Consider the following 17,043-nt stretch of genomic DNA (forward strand, 5'->3'; position numbering starts at 1 on the left):
ACCTACGGCACCGACGGTTCACGCTACCGGGTGACAACACGCCACTGCCACGTACCCACTCTCCCCACACATCCACGCAGGTGGCCGGCAGCACCCGCGCCCCGGGGCGCTGCCACGGCCCACCCGCACGTCAGGCGCTCGCTACGCCGCCTGAATCTCCATCCGGGCGCCGAATTCCCGCACCGAGGGCTCGTCGCGGAACGGATCCAGCCGCAGCTGGAAGTCCTCCAGGTACTCCGCGCCCCGGTTCGACCGCAGTGTGCCGAGCAGTTCCACCGCGCGCGTGCCCGTGTGGCAGGCCTGCTCGACCTCGCGCTGCTGGACCTGCGCGGTGGCCAGCAGGACCAGCCCGATCGCCCGGCGCCGCGCCCGCGTGTCCGGGTGGCCGTCCAGCGCCTCCTGGGCCCGCCGCGCCGCCGCCTCCGCCTGGCCGAGGTCGCGGTGGCAGTGCGCCAACTCGTCGGCCAGATAGGCGTGGTCGAAGTGTTTGATCCACACCGGGTCGTCGCCCGTGTCGCCCTCGTCCTGCGCCCGCTCCATCGCGCCGAGCGCCTTGCCCGCCACCATGTTGCAGGACCGCGCGTCGCCGAGCAGCGCGTGCCCGCGGGCCTCGGCCGCCCAGAACATCGACTCGGCCCGTGGGGTGACCCGCCCTCGCGCGCCCTCCTGGGCGGCCCGCGCCAGCTGCGCGATCTCCCGCGGAGTGCCGAGCTGCGCCGCCAGGTGGCTCATGGAAGCGGCCAGTACGTACCCGCCGTAACCGCGGTCGCCCGCCGCCTGGGCGAGCCGCAGCGCCTGGATGTAGTAGCGCTGGGCGAGCCCCGGCTGGCCCGTGTCGACGGCCATGTACCCGGCGAGCTCGGTGAGCCGCGCCACCGCCGCGAACAGCGACCGCCCGACGGACTCGCGGTACGAGCCGGACAGCAGCCCGGACACCACGCTGTTGAGGTAGTGCACGACGATCGGCCGTACGTGCCCGCTGCCGAAGCGGTGGTCGAGGTCGACGAGGGCGCTGGTGGTCGCCCGTACCGCCTCGACGTCGGACGCGCCGACCCGCCCGCCGCCCGCGGTCCTGGCCACCTGGCTGTCCGCGCCCGTGATCAGCCAGTCGCGGCTCGGCTCGACCAGCGCCGAAGCGGCGACCGTGGAGCCCGACAGGAAGTCGCGGCGCCCCACGTCGCTGCGCCACAGCTCGCAGACCTGCTCGATCGCGCCCAGCACGGTCGGCGAGAACTGGAGACCGATCCCGGAGGCCAGGTTCTTGCCGTTGGCCATGCCGATCTCGTCGATCGTCACCGTGCGGCCGAGTTTGCGCCCGATCGCTTCCGCGATGATGCCGGGCGCCCTCCCGCGAGGCTGCTGACCACGCAGCCAGCGGGCCACCGATGTCTTGTCGTACCGCAGGTCGAGCCCGTGTTCGGCGCCGCACATATTGACGCGACGGGCCAGTCCCGCGTTGGAGCATCCGGCTTCCTGAATGAGCGCCTGCAACCGTTCGTTCGGCTGGCGGGCGACGAGAGGCCTGGCTGCCATGACTACCCCCTGGTGGCGCAGTGATCAGTGATGTGATCAGCGGTTCGACCACCGATCACTGCTGATCAATGCCCGGCGGATATACAGAGAATGCGGAATATGCCGGAAGACAGTGGGATTGACGGCACTATGACCGGCATTCCCACGCTCCCCTCTCTTGCTACCCGCGCACCGGCCCCCGGCCCCATGCGCGCCCCCGCCCATGCCTCCATGCGCCCCGCGTGCAGGATCGATGCTCCTCTGCCGGTCGGGGCCCGCCCGTAACCCCAGGTGATGCCGGGAGTTGAGCTGTTCGTGGAAGAGACCATCGGAGTCACGGACGCCGCCCAGATCCCCAAGCAGCGCGGCGATCAACTGCTCGACAGCGCCGTGCGTTACGCGGAAGAACGGCACTGGGACGTGTTTCCCGGCACCTGGCTGGAAGCGCACGAGGGGGTGGAACGCTGCTCGTGCGGTGCTGCCTGCGACTCCCCGGGCGCGCACCACGCCCGTCCCGACTGGGCGGAACAGGCGACAGGCAGCGTCACGGTGGCGCGCCGCCTGTGGTCGAAACAGCCCAAGGCGTCGATCCTGCTGCCCACCGGCCGCACCTTCGACGCCCTCGACGTGCCCGAGTCCGCCGGGTTCCTGGCGCTGGCACGGATGGAGCGCATGGAGCTCACGCTCGGCCCGGTCACCTGCACACCCGACCGCAGGATGCTGTTCTTCGTGCTGCCGGGCGCGGGCGCCAAGGTGCCTGATCTGGTACGGAAACTGGGCTGGGCACCGACTTCGATCGACCTGGTCGCGAGGGGCGAGGGCGACTACGTCGCGGCGCCGCCGACCCGGCTCGGAGGCATGGGCGCGGTGCAGTGGGCGCGCCGCCCCACGCCTGCCAACCGGTGGCTCCCGGACGCGGAGGAGCTGATCAGTCCGCTGGCCTACGCCTGCGGGCGCGAGGCAGCCGCGGAGCGCGCACGCCGACCGTAGGGTGTCCCCCGTAGGACGGGGACTCCGAGAGGCTGTGCGACATGCCGGACCAGGCAGTGGGGACAGAAGAGGCGGGCGGAGCGCACGACGCGCCGCCCGCCGCCGTACGTGTAGAGGGCCTGTGGAAGCGCTTCGGGGAACAGGTCGCCGTCGCGGGCATCGACCTGGAGCTGCCCGCGGGGCAGTTCATCGGCCTGGTGGGGCCGAACGGCGCGGGCAAGACCACCACGCTGTCGATGGTGACCGGCCTCCTCCGCCCCGACCAGGGGACCGTCCTGGTCGGCGGCCACGACGTATGGCGGGACCCGGTCGCGGTCAAGGCACGGATCGGCGTACTGCCCGAGGGGCTGCGGCTCTTCGAGCGGCTGTCGGGGCGTGAGCTGCTGGCCTACACCGGGCGGCTGCGCGGGATGCCGGGCGAAGAGGTCGACAAGCGGGCCACGCAGCTCCTCGACGTACTGGATCTGGCGGGCGCGCAGCACAAGCTGGTGGTCGACTACTCGACCGGCATGCGCAAGAAGATCGGCCTGGCGGCGGCGCTGCTCCACAACCCCGAAATCCTCTTCCTGGACGAGCCGTTCGAGGGCGTCGACCCGGTCTCGGCGCAGACGATCCGCGGCGTCCTTGAGCGCTACACGGTCTCGGGCGCGACCGTCGTCTTCTCCAGCCATGTGATGGAGCTCGTCGAGTCGCTGTGCGACTGGGTCGCGGTGATGGCCGCGGGCCGCATCCGCGCGCAGGGCACGCTGGCGGAAGTGCGCGGCGACGCGCCCACCCTGCAGAGCGCCTTCCTCGAACTGGTCGGCGCGAACGAACGCGCCGCCGGGCAGGACCTGGACTGGCTGGGCGGCGGCGCCCGATGACCGCGGGCGCGCCCACCACTGCCGCCGCCCCCGTGCCGGGGACCACTGCTGTTTTCGTACGGCTCAAGCTCGCCCTGCTGCGCAACGGGCTGCGGCAGTCCGCCAAGCGCAAGGCCGCGTACATCGCCTCCGGCGTGATCGCGCTGCTGTTCGGCGCGCTCCAGCTGGTCGGGCTGATCGCGCTGCGCGGCAGTGAGCACGCGGCGACGGTCGTGGTGCTGCTGGCCGCCGTGCTGGGGCTCGGCTGGGCCGTGATGCCGCTGTTCTTTCCCAGCGGCGACGAGACGCTCGACCCGACCCGTCTGGTGATGCTCCCGCTGCGGCCCCGGGCGCTGGTCCGGGCGTTGCTGGCGGCTTCGCTGGTGGGAATCGGGCCACTGTTCACGTTCTGCCTGGCGCTCGGCTCGGTGATCGCGGTGGCGCACAGCGCGGCGGCGGCCGTCGTCGGCGTCTTCGCCGTGGCGCTGACCCTGCTGCTGTGCGTGGCGCTGGCGCGGGCGGTGGCCGGCGCCAATGTCCGGCTGCTGACCAGCCGCAAGGGCCGCGATCTGGCGGTGCTGAGCGGCCTGGTGATCGCGGTCGGCATCCAGGTGGTGAACTTCGGCGCGCAGCGGCTCAGCAGCGCGGGCGGCCTCGGACGGCTCGACCCCGTCGCTGACGTGCTGAGCTGGCTGCCGCCCGCTTCGGCGATCGGCGCGGTGGACGCGGTGAGCGACGGGGCGTACGTCCGGGGCGCGGCCCAGTCGCTGCTCGCGGTGGCGGCCCTGGTGGCCCTGCTGTGGTCCTGGGAGCGCAGCCTGGTGAAGCTGATGACCTCACCGGACGGCTCGACGCTGGCTGCCTCGGAGCCGGCCCGCAAGGAGTCCTCGGCCGGGCTCGGCGGGCGATTCCTGCCCGAGGGGCGCACGGGCACGGTGATCTTGCGCAGCCTGCGATACGTGTGGCGGGACCCGAAGACCAAGGCCGCGTGGGTGACTTCGCTGGCGATCGGTCTGATCGTGCCGGTGTTCAACGCGATCCAGGGCTCCGGCACGATCTACTTCGCGTGCTTCGCGGCCGGGATGCTCGGCATCCAGATGTACAACCAGTTCGGCCAGGACACCTCGGCCTTCTGGATGGTCGCGATGACGATCTCCACGACCCGTGACGCGTACGCCGAGCTGCGCGCGCGGGCGTTGGCCCTGCTGCTGATCACGCTGCCGTACAGCGCGTTGGTCACCGTGGTCACCGCGGCCCTGGTGGACAACTGGGCGGCCCTGCCCGAGGCGCTGGGACTGTCCTTCGGGCTGCTGGGCGCGATGCTGGCGACGGGCGCGGTGGCCTCGGCCCGCTTCCCGTACTCGATCCCGCAGAACAGCGCCCACAAGAACGTCGCCCCCGGGCAGGCGGGCCTCGCCTGGATCTCCATCCTCGGCGGCATGATCGCGGCGGCCCTGCTGTGCGCCCCCCTGCTCACGCTGACGATCTGGCTGCATGTGGCGAGCGCGCAGAGCTGGTCGTGGATCGTGCTGCCGCTGGGTGCGGCGTACGGCGCTCTGATCTCCTGGGCCGGGGTCCGCTTCGCGGCCCCGCAGACGGCAGCGCGACTGCCGGAGATCCTGGCGGCGGTAAGCAAGGGCTGACCGCGCCCGGCCCGCGCCGCGCTCGCGGTGAGCCCGCGCAGGCGGCATCGGCGCCGGACGCGATGCCGGGACGGTCGGCGACGCGGCTCGCGCGGCGCCGGGGTCGGCTCAGCGGCCCGCGCAGCCGGGCGGGCGCGGCTCAAGGCGGCTCGGGCTCGTACCTCGGCGCGTACCCCCGCTCAGGACGGCACCGGCTCGTCCGCCGTCTCCTCCAGGAATGGCTGTATCGCGTCGCGCCAGCCCTCCGGCTGGTCGTAGTGGACCAGATGGCCCGCGTCCACCACCTCGCCGTACTGCCCGCGCGGCAGCACCCGGACCATTTCCTGGGCCTCCGCGCGGCCCAGCTCGCCGTCCAGGCCGCGGACCACCAGCGTGGGGCACTGGACCAGTGCCAGCTCCTCCCAGTGCGCGTCGTGGACCCAGGTCTCGCGGGCGGTGAGCATCTGGCGGCGCGAGAAGACCGGGCGCCAGCCGTCCGCGCGCTCGGCCATCACCTCGGCGAAGAACTCACCGCGCGCCGGACTCGGCCGCTCCACCCAGGGGTCGTCCTCGCCGAACCACTTGCGGACGTCGGCCAGGGTCGCGAAGGGCACCGGCCAGGACCCGAACCAGTCGTCCCACTCGCGCTGCGAGGCCGCGCCGAGCGCGGAGGCCCGCATATCGCAGATGATCACTGCCCGGACGAGGTCCGGGCGCTTGGCGGCGAGCTGCCAGGCGGTGAGGGCGCCCATGGAGTGCCCGATAAGCGTGACGGGACCGAGGTCGAGCTGCTCGACCGCTGCCTCGGCGTCCGCGACGTACGCGTCCCGGGTGTACGGCCCTTCGGGCGGCTTGTCGCTGCGGCCGTGGCCGCGCTGGTCGAGCGCGACGGCCCGGTGCCGCTCGGAAAGCCAGCGCGCGGTGCCCGCCCAGTGCGAGGCGCGGCCCATCAGGCCGTGGAGCAGTAATACCCCGGTGGCCCGCTCGGCCTCCCCGCCCACCTTGGGCGGGTCGGCGAACTCCCAGGCCGCAAGGCGTACGCCGTCGGCTCCGGTCACGTCGATGCGTCGCACCATTTGTCCTGGCACCCCCTTCATCCCCCGGGTGGTTCATCCATGAGTGGTCGAGCCACGCCAGACTATCGAACTTGTATTCGAAAACAGGGTTCTCGCGCGCAACACCCCTCGTTCGTGTGACAGCGCTCAAGGATTGATGCTCGCTGCCGAGGGGAGATCTTCTGCGGGGGGCGGGCCGATCGGGGAAGACGGTCCGAGGGGATTGACCCTGGGAGCTCGGGGCTCCGGGTCAGCACAGGGGAGGACAGGCTCCGGCGCCTCAGGGCGCCGGAGCCCTCTGTGTGAGTGGGGGCCGGCGCGCAGGGCGCGTAGCGCCCGCGCCGCAGGGGGCACCCACATGGAAAAGAACACCCGCACCGCGTGGGGCGTAGGGACCGTGCGGGACGGACAGAGCCATCGGCCCGGACCTCACAGTCCATACGGATCACACACGGCGTACGGGCAGTACGGAACGCGCGGACGGCATCAGCCGTACGCACCCCAACGGCACCGGCTCGGCGCCTGTGCGACGGGCGCATCCCCTGCCCCCCTCCCCGACCGGACGGGCAGTTCCGTCCGGCGGCCCTCACGTCCTGTGCCTCTGTCACACCCTCGCACGCGATCCGCCCGGTCGCTGGGATTCCGCGGGATCGCCGAGGGGTGCCAACTGCCTTGCGGACGCACGCTGTTGCCTGCGGGCCGCGCGCCGTCAGCGCTTGGCGACAAAGACGTGCGAGGCCACCTCCGCGTTGAGCTCGGCGGCCTCGCCGCTGCTGCCGACCAGCACCCCGCCGGGCGACTCCGTCACGCTCACCACGGAGCCGGGCTGCACGCCCGCCCTCCGCAGCGTGTACATCAGCTGGGCGTCCGTCTGGATCGGCTCGCCAATCCGCCGCACGACCACCGTCTTGCCCTCCGGGCCCGGCGCCAGATCGGCCAGGCTGACCATGCTCTCGTCCAGGAACGGATCGGCCTCGGCCTTCTCGCCCAGCTCCTCCAGACCCGGGATCGGATTCCCGTACGGAGACTCCGTCGGGTGGCGCAGCAGCTCCAGAACGCGCCGCTCCACCGCCTCGCTCATCACATGCTCCCAGCGACATGCCTCCGCGTGGACCTGCTCCCACTCCAGGCCGATCACATCGACAAGCAGACACTCCGCCAGCCGGTGCTTTCGCATCACCCGGGTGGCGAGCTTGCGGCCCTCGTCGGTGAATTCCAGGTGCCGGTCGCCTGCGACCGTCACCAGGCCGTCGCGCTCCATGCGGGCCACGGTCTGGCTGACCGTGGGGCCGCTCTGGTCCAGGCGCTCGGCGATACGGGCGCGCATGGGGACCACGCCTTCTTCCTCGAGCTCGAGGATGGTGCGGAGATACATCTCCGTTGTGTCGATCAGTCCGGACATACGTGCCCCTCGATTGCTCGTGCGCTGGCCCTGACCCAATTCTGCCGGATAGCACCGACAACCGTGTCGCGGCCGGAGGAAGCCGTATTGACAGGGCACTGGTCCAGACCGCAACGTGATCCGCGCCACCACCGGTTCCGCCGGGGGCGCACACCGCACGACGTAGGTACGACGTACCGCTGAAAGGGGCTCGGACGCGATGAGCGAAAGCAAACTGGCCGGTCAGTTCTTCGACGCCGCGATCGGGCTGCTGCACCGGGTGCGCGACGAGGAGGCGGACAACATCACGGCGGCCGGCACCGCCGTCGCGGACGCCGTCGCCGCGGGTGGCCGGCTCTTCGCGTTCGGCGCGGGCCACTCCTCGCTCGCCGCCCAGGACGTCGTCTACCGGGCCGGCGGCCTCGCCCTGATGAATCTGCTCGCCGTGCCGGGCGCCGTCGGGGTCGATGTGATGCCCGCCACCCTGGGCTCCGCGCTGGAGCGCGTCGACGGTCTGGCGAGTGCGGTGCTCGACTCCTCCCCCGCCACCTCGGGCGATGTGCTGGTCGTGATCTCGCTGTCCGGGCGCAACGCGCTGCCCGTGGAGATGGCGATGAACGCCCGCGCGCTGGGCCTGACGGTCATCGGGGTGACCTCGGTGGCCTACGCCGAGGAGACGAAGTCCCGGCACAAGTCGGGCACATATCTCAAGGACCACTGCGACATCGTCCTCGACAGCCATATCGCGGTGGGGGACGCGGAGCTCACCGCCGAGGGCATCGAGGCGCCCTTCGCGCCCGCGTCGACGGTGGTCACCAGCGCGCTGATGCAGGCCGTGATGGCCACGGCCGCGGGCAGCCTGGCGGAGCGCGGCATCGAGCCGCCGCTGCTGCGCTCGGGCAATGTCGACGGCGGTCACGACTGGAACGGCCGGATCATGACGGAGTACGGCGACCGGATCTTCTTCCGGCACTGACCCTTCCGGCAGCGGCCCTCCCGGCACTGACCCCTTCGGCAGCGGCCCTCCCGGCACCGGCACCGGAAGCCGCGCGGAGCCCGTCACGGGTTCCGCCGAAAGGTCACCCGTACCGTCAGGCCGCCCCCGGTATTGGCCGTCGCCGTCGCCGTGGCGCCGTGGGCGCGGGCGATCGACGCCACGATGGACAGGCCGAGGCCCACGCCCTCGCCGGGTGCGTGACGGCGCTCCTTGGCCCGCCGGAAGGGTTCGAACAGCCGCGGCACCGCCTTGGGCGCGACCACCGGTCCGGTGTTGGTGACCTGCAGGGTGTTCGCGCCGACGCGGACCCGGACGGTGCCGCCGGGGTGGTTGTGGCGGATCGCGTTGGCGACCAGATTGTGCACGAGGTGGTCGAGCAGGACCGTGTCGCCCTGGACCGTCAGCGGCTTGGCCACGGTCTCCACGGTGACGTCCCGGCGCTCCGCCTCCTCCCCGAGCGCGGCGGCCACCGTGGTGACGATCGTGTCCAGCGCGGCCGGTTCGCGGCGCTGGATCCCCTGGTCGCAGACCGCGAGCAGCAGCAGGCCCTCGATCAGCCGCTCGCTCTCCCCTGCCGTCTCGATCAGCTTCTCGCGGATCCGGGCCACCTTCCGCGGGGACGGTTCGTCGGCCAGGCCGATCTCTGCGGCGGCCCGCTGCACGGCGAGCGAGGTACGCAGCTCATGGGCGGCGTTGGCGGCGAACCGCTGCTGGGCCGAGACAAGCTGCTCGATCCGGTCGAGCATCCCGTCGAAGGTGTCGGCGAGCTCCTTGAGCTCACCGGGCGGCGCCTTCAGCGAGAGCCGCTCGTGCAGGTTCTCGCCCGACAAGCGGCGGGCCCGTGCGGTGATCACGCCAACCGGGCGCAGCACCCGGCCCGCCATCCACCAGGCCAGTGCCATGGAGGCGGTCGAGAAGAGGGCGAGTGCCACTCCGGACACCGCGAACAGGCTGTCCAGGGCGGCGTCCTCGGCCGCGGTGGACAGCCGCCGCGTCGCCGCGTACTTCGCCGCCGGCTCCGCGACGCCGGCCTGTGCGTAGTCGGGGACCACCGGCTGTGCGGGGGCCACGGTCTGCCAGTCCTGGACGCCGGTGACGCCCGAGGTCGGCACCACGGTGGTGAGCGCCGAGCTGATGCTGGAGTACAGGGCGTCCCTGACCAGGAGGTAGATCAGGCCGATGAGCAGGACACCGGCCAGCACGAGCAGACCGCCGTAGAGCGCGGTGAGCCGGCCGCGCTCACTGGTCATGCCCCACCGCCAGCCCGCGGGCCACGGGGCGGCCGGCCACCTTCCCTGCAGCCACCGGCCCGGCGGGCCGCCGTACCGGGCTCTCACCCGTCCGCGGATGTCCCGTACGCCCGTCATGAATCGCCCCCGACGCGGTAGCCCACGCCCGGGACCGTCTCGATCACGGTCGGCTCGCCCAGCTTGGCGCGCAGTTTGCTGAGGGTGACCCGGACCGCGTTGGTGCGGTAGCTGGTGTCCTCCTCCCAGACCTGTTCGATCAGGTCGTCGCCACTGACCACCGCCCCTTCGGCGCGCAGCAGGGCCTCAAGCACGGCGAACTCCTTGCGCGACAGCGCGAGGTAGCGGCCGTCCCTGCTGACCTGCCTGCGGGCGGTGTCCAGGACCAGGCCCGCGCGTTCGAGCACCGGGGGCAGCGCGGGGCGGGCCCGGCGGCCGAGGGCCAGGACGCGGGCGAGCAGCTCGTCGTACGCGAAGGGTTTGGTCAGGTAGTCGTCGGCGCCCAGGCCGAGGCCGTCGACCCGGTCCCGTACCGTGCCGGCGGCCGTCAGCATCAGGACGCGGGTCAGCAGCCGCTGCGTGACGACCTTGCGGCACACGTCGTCGCCGTGCACGCCCGGCAGGTCCCGGTCCAGGACCATGACGTCGTACTCGCCCAGCTGGAGTTTGCGCAGGGCCGTCAGGCCGTCGGGCGCCACGTCCACGGCGATCGCGTCGCGGCGCAAGCCCTCGGCGATCATCTCGGCCAGGAATTCCTCGTCCTCCACCACCAGCACACGCATGTGCTCTGTGTACCTGAAGTGGACCTTTCGCCGATGTAAGCGACTGCGCTGAGAGAAACGAAATGCCGGTCCTTGGCACGCTCCCTCCGCGGCCCGAATACGGCCTCTTCGCCTTTCGCGATGCCCTCCAGGAGGAGACACACCATGAGGACCAGGACCCGTACCCGCTCGGCGGTATTCGCTTCGGGATTCGCCGCACTCGCCCTGTTCGCCTCGGCCTGCGGTTCAGACGGCGGGAGCGACAAGGCCGGCGACACCTCGAAGGACACCGGCAACAACGCGGGCAAGGCCAGCGACGACGCGGCCAAGCACCGCAAGTGCCTGCGGGACAACGGGATGGACGTGCCCGACCCCAAGCCGGGCGAGGACGAGCGCGGCATGACCATCAGCGGCGACGGCATGAGCAAGGAAAAAATGGAGAAGGCCATGAAGGCCTGCGCCGGAAAGGGCGGGCCCGGCTCGGCGGGCGGCGGCATGACCCAGGCGGACAAGGACAAGATGCTCAAGCTCGCCCAGTGCATGCGCAAGAACGGGTTCAACATGCCCGACCCGGACTTCGGAAAGGGCGGGATGGCACAGGCGCAGAAGATTCCGCAGGGCGCGGAGATGAAGAAGTTCGAGAAGGCCAACAAGGCCTGCGAAAGCATCATGCGATGAAGGCGCGCAGGATCGTCGTCGCCGCCCTGGTGGTGATCGCCGTGGCGGGCGGCGGAGTCGCCGCCACCGCCCTGGCCACCCCCGACAAGGAGGAGTCCACCCAGGACTCCGCCCTGCCGCCCGCCACCGCCCCCATCGAGCGCGGTGACCTCAGCGACAGCACCCAGATCGACGGGAAACTCGGCTACGGCAAGGAGCGCAAGCTCAACGCGGGCGCGGTGGGCACCCTGACCTGGGCCGCGGGCACGGGCTCCGAGGTGCGGCGCGACGGCAGGCTGTACGAGATCAACGGGAAGCCGGTCCGCCTGATGTACGGCTCGGGGCCGATGTACCGGACGCTGAAGACCGGTGACGAGGGCCGCGACGTCGAGCAACTGGAACAGAACCTCGCGGCTCTGGGCTACCCGGGCTTCACCGTCGACGACGAGTACACGTCACTGACCGCGAAGGCCGTCAAGCGCTGGCAGAAGGCGCACGACCTCAAGCAGACCGGCACGGTGGGCCCGGAGCAGATCACCTTCGCTTCCGGCGCGATCCGCGTGAAGAGCGCGGACTCCGCGGTCGGCGACCAGATCGCGCCCGGCCGGCCCGTCTTCACCAGCACCGGCTCCGAACGGGTCGTCACCTTCCAACTGGAGGTCTCCGACAGCAAGATCGCCAAGGTCGGGGACAAGGTCGGTGTGGGGCTGCCGGACGGCTCCAGCGCCGAGGGCAGCATCTCCTCCATCTCCAAGACCGCCAAGGCGGGCGACAGCCCGGACGACCAGACCCCCAAGATCGGGGTGACGGTCTCCTTCGACAAGCCGGACAAGGTCGACGCCGTCGACCAGGCCCCCGTGACGGTCTCCCTCACCGGCGAGACCCGCCAGGGCGTCCTGTCCGTGCCCGTCAACTCCCTGCTCGCCCTGCCCAAGGGCGGCTTCGGCGTCGAGGTCGTCGAGAACGGCGCCTCGCGCGAGGTGAAGGTCGAGCTCGGCATGTTCGGCCAGGGCCGCGTCGAGATCAGCGGCGGCGGGCTGCGCGAGGGCATGAAGGTCGGGGTGCCGAAGATATGAGCACCGTCGTCGAGCTGGCCGGGGTCACCAAGGAGTACCCCGGCGGTGTCGCCGCCCTGCGCGGCGTGGACCTCACCGTCGAGGAGGGCGAACTGCTCGGCATCGTCGGCCCGTCCGGCTCCGGCAAGTCCACCCTGCTGCACATCATCGGCACCCTGGACCGGCCGACGGCGGGCACGGTCGCCATCGCCGGGTACGACGTCGCCTCGCTCACCGACCGCAGACTGTCCGCGCTGCGCGCCCAGCACGTCGGCTTCGTCTTCCAGGCGTTCCACCTGGTGCCGGGCATCAGCGCCCGGGACAACGTGGCCGAGGGGCTGCTCTACTCCGGGCTCTCCCGCGCCCAGCGGCGGCGGCGGGCGGCGGACGCGCTGGCCCGGGTGGGGCTCTCGGACCGGATGGGCCACCGGCCGCACGAGCTGTCCGGCGGGCAGAAACAACGGGTCGCCATCGCCCGCGCCGTCGTCGGCGAACCGGATCTGCTGCTCGCCGACGAGCCGACCGGGGCGCTCGACTCCGCTTCCGGCGAGGCCGTGATGGAGCTGCTCCACGACCTCAACAGGGAAGGGGCGACGATCGCCGTCATCACCCACGACACGGAGATCGCCGAGCGGCTGCCGCGGCAGGTCCGGCTCCGTGACGGCCTGGTGGTCGCGGACCTGACCGACGAAGGCCGCGACGACCCGCCGAACGACGCCCTGAGCGACACCCTGGTCGTCGCGGACATGGACATGAGGAACGGCATCTGATGGCCCGTACACGACTGAAGGCCGCCAGGCTCGGCCCCCGCGACGTCCTGCACGTCGGCTCGGCGGGGCTGCGCAGCCGGCCCATGCGGGTCATCCTCTCCGCGCTGGGCATCGCCATCGGGATCGCGACCATGATCTCGGTGGTCGGCATCTCCGCCTCCAGCAAGGCCCAGCTGATGGAACGCCTCGACAAGCTGGGCACGAGCATGCTCGTGGCCACCCCGGGCGAGGGGATGTTCTCCGGCGAGGATGTCAAGCTGCCCAAGGGCTCACTCGGCATGCTGGGGCGCATCGAAGGGATCGAGGAGGCCGCCGCGACCGGGGACGTCAAAGAGGCGGTGCGGCGCAGCGAGAAGATCTCCGACGACGAGACGGGCGGTATCGCCGTCAAGGCGAGCACGGAGGAACTGCTCAAGGTGCTGCGCGGCAAGGCCGCCAGGGGCACTTGGCTGAACAAGGCCAACGGCCGCTACCCCTCGGTCGTGCTCGGCCATGTCTCCGCGCAGCGCCTCGGCATCACCTCGCCGGGCCAGCAGGTCTACATCGGCGACCGGTACTTCACCGTCGTCGGCATCCTCGCTCCGCTGCCGCTGTCGCCCGAGATCGAACGTTCCGCGCTGGTCGGCTGGGAGGCCGCGCAGAAGCTGCTCGGCTTCGACGGCCATCCGACATCGCTGTACGAGCGCTCGACGGAGGCGTCCGTGGCTGCGGTGCGCAAGCTGATCGCGCCGACCGTCGATCCGCGGAACCCGCAGAACGTGCGGGTCACCGACCCGTCGTCGGCACTCCAGGCGAAGGCCGCGTCGGAGGGCGCGTTCAGCAGCCTGCTGCTCGGGCTCGGCGGAATCGCGCTCCTGGTGGGTGGGGTGGGGGTCGCCAACACCATGATCATCTCGGTGCTTGAGCGGCGTTACGAGATCGGGCTCAGGCGGTCCCTGGGCGCGACGCGGGGTCAGATCCGCATCCAGTTCGTCACGGAGTCCCTGATGCTCTCCGGACTCGGCGGGCTGGCCGGGGTCGCCATGGGGTCGGTCGCGACCTGGATCTACGCGACATCGGGCGGGCTGCCGTGGGTGGTGCCGGCCTGGGCGGTCGTCGGCGGATTCGGGGCGACGCTGGTGATCGGGACGGTGGCGGGGCTGTACCCGGCGGTGCGGGCCGCGCGACTGTCGCCGACGTTGGCGTTGCACGCGGCGTAGGGGTGGGGCGGGGTGCGGGTTGCCTGCGGCGCGGGAGTGGGGTGCGGGCGCGGCGTGCGGGTGCGGGTCGGCGCGGGTGCGGGTCGGCGCGGGTGCGGGTCGGCGCGGGTGCGGGTCGGCGCGGGTGCGGGTCGGCGCGGGTGCGGGTCGGCGCGGGTGCGGGTCGGCGCGGGTGCGGCGCAGCCCCCTACCCGCCCCTTCCCGAAACTGGGGCTCCGCCCCAGACCCCGGTCCTCAAACGCCGGACGGCTGACATGGGCAGGGTGGGAGAACGCGGGGGCCGCCCCACGCCCCGGTCCCGGTCCTCGCACGCCGGACGGGCTGAAGTGGCGGGGTGGGAGAACGCGGGGCCGCCCCGCAACCCGGTCCCCGGACGGCTGACATGGGCGGGGTGGGCAGGCGCGGGCAGCTTCACCTTCCGGGCCCGGTCCTCAAACGCCGGGCGGCTGAAATGGCAGGGACGGGGGTGGCGGCGCCTATCGCTGGCCCCGCAGTGCTCGTGCCAGGTCGATCGCCGCCGCTACCCGTACCGCTATGTTCTCCGCGTACGCCGCGTCCGGTCGTTCGAACGCGTTGCGGCTCGGGCCGCGCAGGAACGTGGCCACGCCCAGCGTCCGGCCCCGGCTGCGCAGCACTGTGCACAGGGCGTGGACGGTGTCCTGCGGCCACTGGCGGTGCGCCGCCCATTCCTGGGGCGTCGGGGTTCCCGACGCACTCGCGCTCGCTCGGACCGGGCCGCGCCGGTCCAGGCACTGGAGGGCCGGGTGGCCCTGCGCGTAGCGGACCGGGATCTCCGCCGAATCGGCCGCCGCCAGGCACGGGCCCGGCGAGCCGGCGGGCGTCGCCGCCGCCCGGACCAGGCGGGCCGGTTGGTCGCCCACCGTCAGGTCGATCAGGGCGTGGTCGGCGAACCCGGCGAGGGCGAAGTCGACGTACGACGTCGCGGCCTCCATGGGGTCCTCGCACTCCGCGGCGGTCCGCCCGGCGCGGTGCAGTTGATTGCCGCGAAAACGCAGCTGGGAGGCGTCCTGTGCGGCCAGCTTCGCCTCGGTGATGTCCTGGAACAGCCAGCCGACCCCCAGCGGCACCGGTTCCTCCGCGAGCGGCGACGCGAGCCGCAGGAAGCCGCTTCGCCAGCACCGCCTGCGCTCCCCCTTGCCGCCCTGCTCCGGCGTGCGCAGCGTCACCCACAGCTCGGCGGGCGCGGGCGGCGCGCCTTCCGCCAGTACGTGCTGGAGGGCGCCCTCCAGCTCCTCCACGCCCCGGACGATCAGCTCCCCCAGGGGGCGCCCGAGCAGTGTCGTGCGCCCCGCGCCGAGTGCGCGCGCCGCATGGGCGTTGACGACGGTGGGGCGCAGGTCGACGTCCACCAGGACGACACCCCAGGCCGCGTCCTCGAAGAGGGCCTCGCTCAGCGCGATGGCCCGCTCCAGGTCGATCTGCGCATGGACCTCACTGAACGCGCAGTACACCCCGGCCGGCTTGCCCTCCGCGCTCCGCACCCCGGCGGACTGGGTCCGTACGAGCACCCGCCCGCCGTCCTTGCGCACCAGCGCGAACTCGTGCACCTGGCGGCCCGGTGCGTGCATCACCGACATCAGTCGGCCCTGCACGTCGTCCGCGTCCGCCGTCCGCACCGCCCAGCCCGCGAACCCGGACCGCCCCACGGCCTCGGCGGAGCTCCAGCCGAGGATGCGCTCGGCCTCGCGGTTCCAGTGGGTGATCACCCCGTCCGCGTCGAAGGCGCAGAGCGCCGCGTCCATGCCGTCGAGAAGCGCGGCCAGGAGTTCGTCGGAGCCCGGTCCCGGCTCGCCGGGCCCCGGCGCGTCGGTGGTCTTGCTACTTCGGGAAGCACTCACCTGGCACCCCCTGCAGATGTCGCCTTGCACTGGGGATCATTCAACTCGAACGTGACCCAGCCCACAGCGAGTTCGCGGAAATAGGTGGCCCCGGCCGGGCTTCCGTAAATGGGTTGAGCCGTGCGGGCGGGTTTCCTATCGTGTGGAGCACACACGAAGGGAGGTGGTTCGGCCGATGTATGGAAACCGGACGCGTGAGGTGACTGCGGGCTGACGCCCGTCGTCGCATGATGTGCGGTGCCGGCGTCGCCGGCCCAATCCCAAGCAGTCACCGACCCGCGGGCTCGCCGGTACGTCCGGCCGGCTCCTCTCCGGAGGAACCAGAGCCCGCGGGTCTCTGCGTTCCCGCCGTTCCCGCCGTTCCCGCCGCCGCGGACCTACGGGCAGAGGCGCTCGACGCGCCACGCGCCCTCGTCGGCGACGTACCGCAGCCGGTCGTGCAGGCGGTTCTCGTGGCCCTGCCAGAACTCCACGGTCTCGGGCGCGACCCTGAATCCGCCCCACTGCGGCGGCACCGGGACGCGCTCGCTCTCCGGGTAGCGGGCGGCCAGCTCCTCGTACCTGTGCAGCAGTTCCTCGCGCGAGGCGATCACCGACGACTGGGCGCTCGCCCAGGCGCCCAGCTGCGAGCCGTGCGGGCGGGTCCGGAAATAGGCCGCCGTCTCGTCGCGGCCGATACGGGTCGCCGTGCCGGTGACGGTGATCTGGCGGGCCAGTTGGTGCCAGGGGAAGAGCAGGGCCACGTACTGGTTGGCCTCGATCTCCAGGCCCTTGCGGGAGGCGTAGTTCGTGAAGAAGACGAAGCCCTTCTCGTCGTAGTGCTTGAGCAGCACGGTGCGTGAGGAGGGGCGGCCTTCGGGGGTGGCCGTGGAGACGACCATGGCGTTCGGCTCGTGCAGGCCGCTGTGGGCGACCTGCCGGAACCAGCGGGCGAACTGATCCATCGGGCCGGCGGCGAGGTCCGCCTCCGTGAAGGCTTCGGTGCGGTACTGCGCGCGCATGGCGGCGGGGTCGAAATCTCGGTTCGGCACAGTGTCATCCTGCCGCAGGGACGCAGTTTGCCCGGCACGCGGTGCCGTCAATCCTCCCGGGCACG

Annotated in this window: 15 protein-coding genes; 8 read left to right on the forward strand and 7 right to left on the reverse strand. The window is 72.1% G+C overall.

Annotated elements, in window-relative coordinates:
• Window positions 1–141 precede the first annotated feature (141 nt).
• Window positions 142–1,533: a transcriptional regulator gene (locus ACLLJJ_RS15050; protein WP_434591091.1), complete on the reverse strand. Its 1,392-nt coding sequence runs from the start codon at window positions 1,531–1,533 to the stop codon at window positions 142–144.
• Between the two features lie 273 nt (window positions 1,534–1,806).
• Here ACLLJJ_RS15050 and ACLLJJ_RS15055 point away from each other — a divergent pair, with 273 nt between their 5' ends.
• The 3 genes from ACLLJJ_RS15055 to ACLLJJ_RS15065 are packed head-to-tail and all read left to right on the forward strand — an operon-like array spanning window position 1,807 to window position 4,987.
• Window positions 1,807–2,502: a bifunctional DNA primase/polymerase gene (locus tag ACLLJJ_RS15055; protein WP_434591094.1), complete on the forward strand. Its 696-nt coding sequence runs from the start codon at window positions 1,807–1,809 to the stop codon at window positions 2,500–2,502.
• 41 nt (window positions 2,503–2,543) lie between these two features.
• Window positions 2,544–3,365: an ABC transporter ATP-binding protein gene (locus ACLLJJ_RS15060; RefSeq protein ID WP_434591095.1), complete on the forward strand. Its 822-nt coding sequence runs from the start codon at window positions 2,544–2,546 to the stop codon at window positions 3,363–3,365.
• Window positions 3,362–4,987 carry a transporter gene (locus ACLLJJ_RS15065; RefSeq protein WP_434591096.1) on the forward strand — a complete coding sequence of 542 codons (1,626 nt, stop codon included), beginning with the start codon at window positions 3,362–3,364 and terminating at the stop codon, window positions 4,985–4,987. The genes ACLLJJ_RS15060 and ACLLJJ_RS15065 overlap by 4 nt, the downstream gene beginning before the upstream one ends.
• A gap of 179 nt (window positions 4,988–5,166) precedes the next feature.
• Here the strand turns inward: ACLLJJ_RS15065 and ACLLJJ_RS15070 are convergent, their stop codons facing one another.
• Window positions 5,167–6,042, reverse strand: a complete 876-nt coding sequence (locus tag ACLLJJ_RS15070; RefSeq protein ID WP_434591099.1) for an alpha/beta fold hydrolase — start codon at window positions 6,040–6,042, stop codon at window positions 5,167–5,169.
• A gap of 688 nt (window positions 6,043–6,730) precedes the next feature.
• Window positions 6,731–7,423, reverse strand: a complete 693-nt coding sequence (locus ACLLJJ_RS15075) for a metal-dependent transcriptional regulator (protein ID WP_434591101.1) — start codon at window positions 7,421–7,423, stop codon at window positions 6,731–6,733.
• A gap of 199 nt (window positions 7,424–7,622) precedes the next feature.
• On the opposite strand from ACLLJJ_RS15075, the gene ACLLJJ_RS15080 reads away from it, so the two are divergent.
• Window positions 7,623–8,378 carry an SIS domain-containing protein gene (locus ACLLJJ_RS15080; protein WP_434591104.1) on the forward strand — a complete coding sequence of 252 codons (756 nt, stop codon included), beginning with the start codon at window positions 7,623–7,625 and terminating at the stop codon, window positions 8,376–8,378.
• 83 nt (window positions 8,379–8,461) lie between these two features.
• Here the strand turns inward: ACLLJJ_RS15080 and ACLLJJ_RS15085 are convergent, their stop codons facing one another.
• Together ACLLJJ_RS15085 and ACLLJJ_RS15090 are read right to left on the reverse strand one after the other, a co-directional pair.
• Window positions 8,462–9,649, reverse strand: a complete 1,188-nt coding sequence (locus tag ACLLJJ_RS15085) for an ATP-binding protein (RefSeq protein WP_434591106.1) — start codon at window positions 9,647–9,649, stop codon at window positions 8,462–8,464.
• Window positions 9,650–9,762: 113 nt separating this feature from the next.
• Window positions 9,763–10,428 (reverse strand): response regulator transcription factor, encoded by a 666-nt coding sequence (locus tag ACLLJJ_RS15090; protein ID WP_434591108.1) that lies wholly within the window; start codon window positions 10,426–10,428, stop codon window positions 9,763–9,765.
• A 144-nt stretch (window positions 10,429–10,572) separates the two neighbouring features.
• Here ACLLJJ_RS15090 and ACLLJJ_RS15095 point away from each other — a divergent pair, with 144 nt between their 5' ends.
• The 4 genes from ACLLJJ_RS15095 to ACLLJJ_RS15110 are packed head-to-tail and all read left to right on the forward strand — an operon-like array spanning window position 10,573 to window position 14,088.
• Window positions 10,573–11,085 carry a hypothetical protein gene (locus ACLLJJ_RS15095; RefSeq protein WP_434591110.1) on the forward strand — a complete coding sequence of 171 codons (513 nt, stop codon included), beginning with the start codon at window positions 10,573–10,575 and terminating at the stop codon, window positions 11,083–11,085.
• Complete coding sequence (locus ACLLJJ_RS15100) at window positions 11,082–12,140, forward strand: peptidoglycan-binding protein (protein WP_434591112.1); 1,059 nt, start codon at window positions 11,082–11,084, stop codon at window positions 12,138–12,140. Before ACLLJJ_RS15095 ends, ACLLJJ_RS15100 begins: the two co-directional genes overlap by 4 nt.
• The gene (locus tag ACLLJJ_RS15105; RefSeq protein ID WP_434591114.1) at window positions 12,137–12,889 is read left to right on the forward strand and encodes an ABC transporter ATP-binding protein; all 753 of its coding nucleotides are present in this window, start codon (window positions 12,137–12,139) and stop codon (window positions 12,887–12,889) included. Before ACLLJJ_RS15100 ends, ACLLJJ_RS15105 begins: the two co-directional genes overlap by 4 nt.
• Window positions 12,889–14,088, forward strand: a complete 1,200-nt coding sequence (locus ACLLJJ_RS15110) for an ABC transporter permease (protein WP_434591117.1) — start codon at window positions 12,889–12,891, stop codon at window positions 14,086–14,088. Before ACLLJJ_RS15105 ends, ACLLJJ_RS15110 begins: the two co-directional genes overlap by 1 nt.
• Window positions 14,089–14,564: 476 nt before the next feature.
• On the opposite strand, the gene ACLLJJ_RS15115 is transcribed toward ACLLJJ_RS15110, so the two are convergent.
• Entirely contained in the window at window positions 14,565–15,947 is a 1,383-nt protein-coding gene (locus ACLLJJ_RS15115; protein WP_434591119.1) for a PAS domain-containing protein, read from the reverse strand.
• A 377-nt stretch (window positions 15,948–16,324) separates the two neighbouring features.
• On the reverse strand, window positions 16,325–16,948 hold the full coding sequence (gene pdxH, locus ACLLJJ_RS15120; protein ID WP_434600427.1) for a pyridoxamine 5'-phosphate oxidase: 624 nt from the start codon (window positions 16,946–16,948) through the stop codon (window positions 16,325–16,327).
• Window positions 16,949–17,043: the final 95 nt, after the last annotated feature.

Source organism: Streptomyces sp. A5-4, assembly GCF_051131715.1.
Classification (GTDB): Bacteria; Actinomycetota; Actinomycetes; order Streptomycetales; family Streptomycetaceae; genus Streptomyces.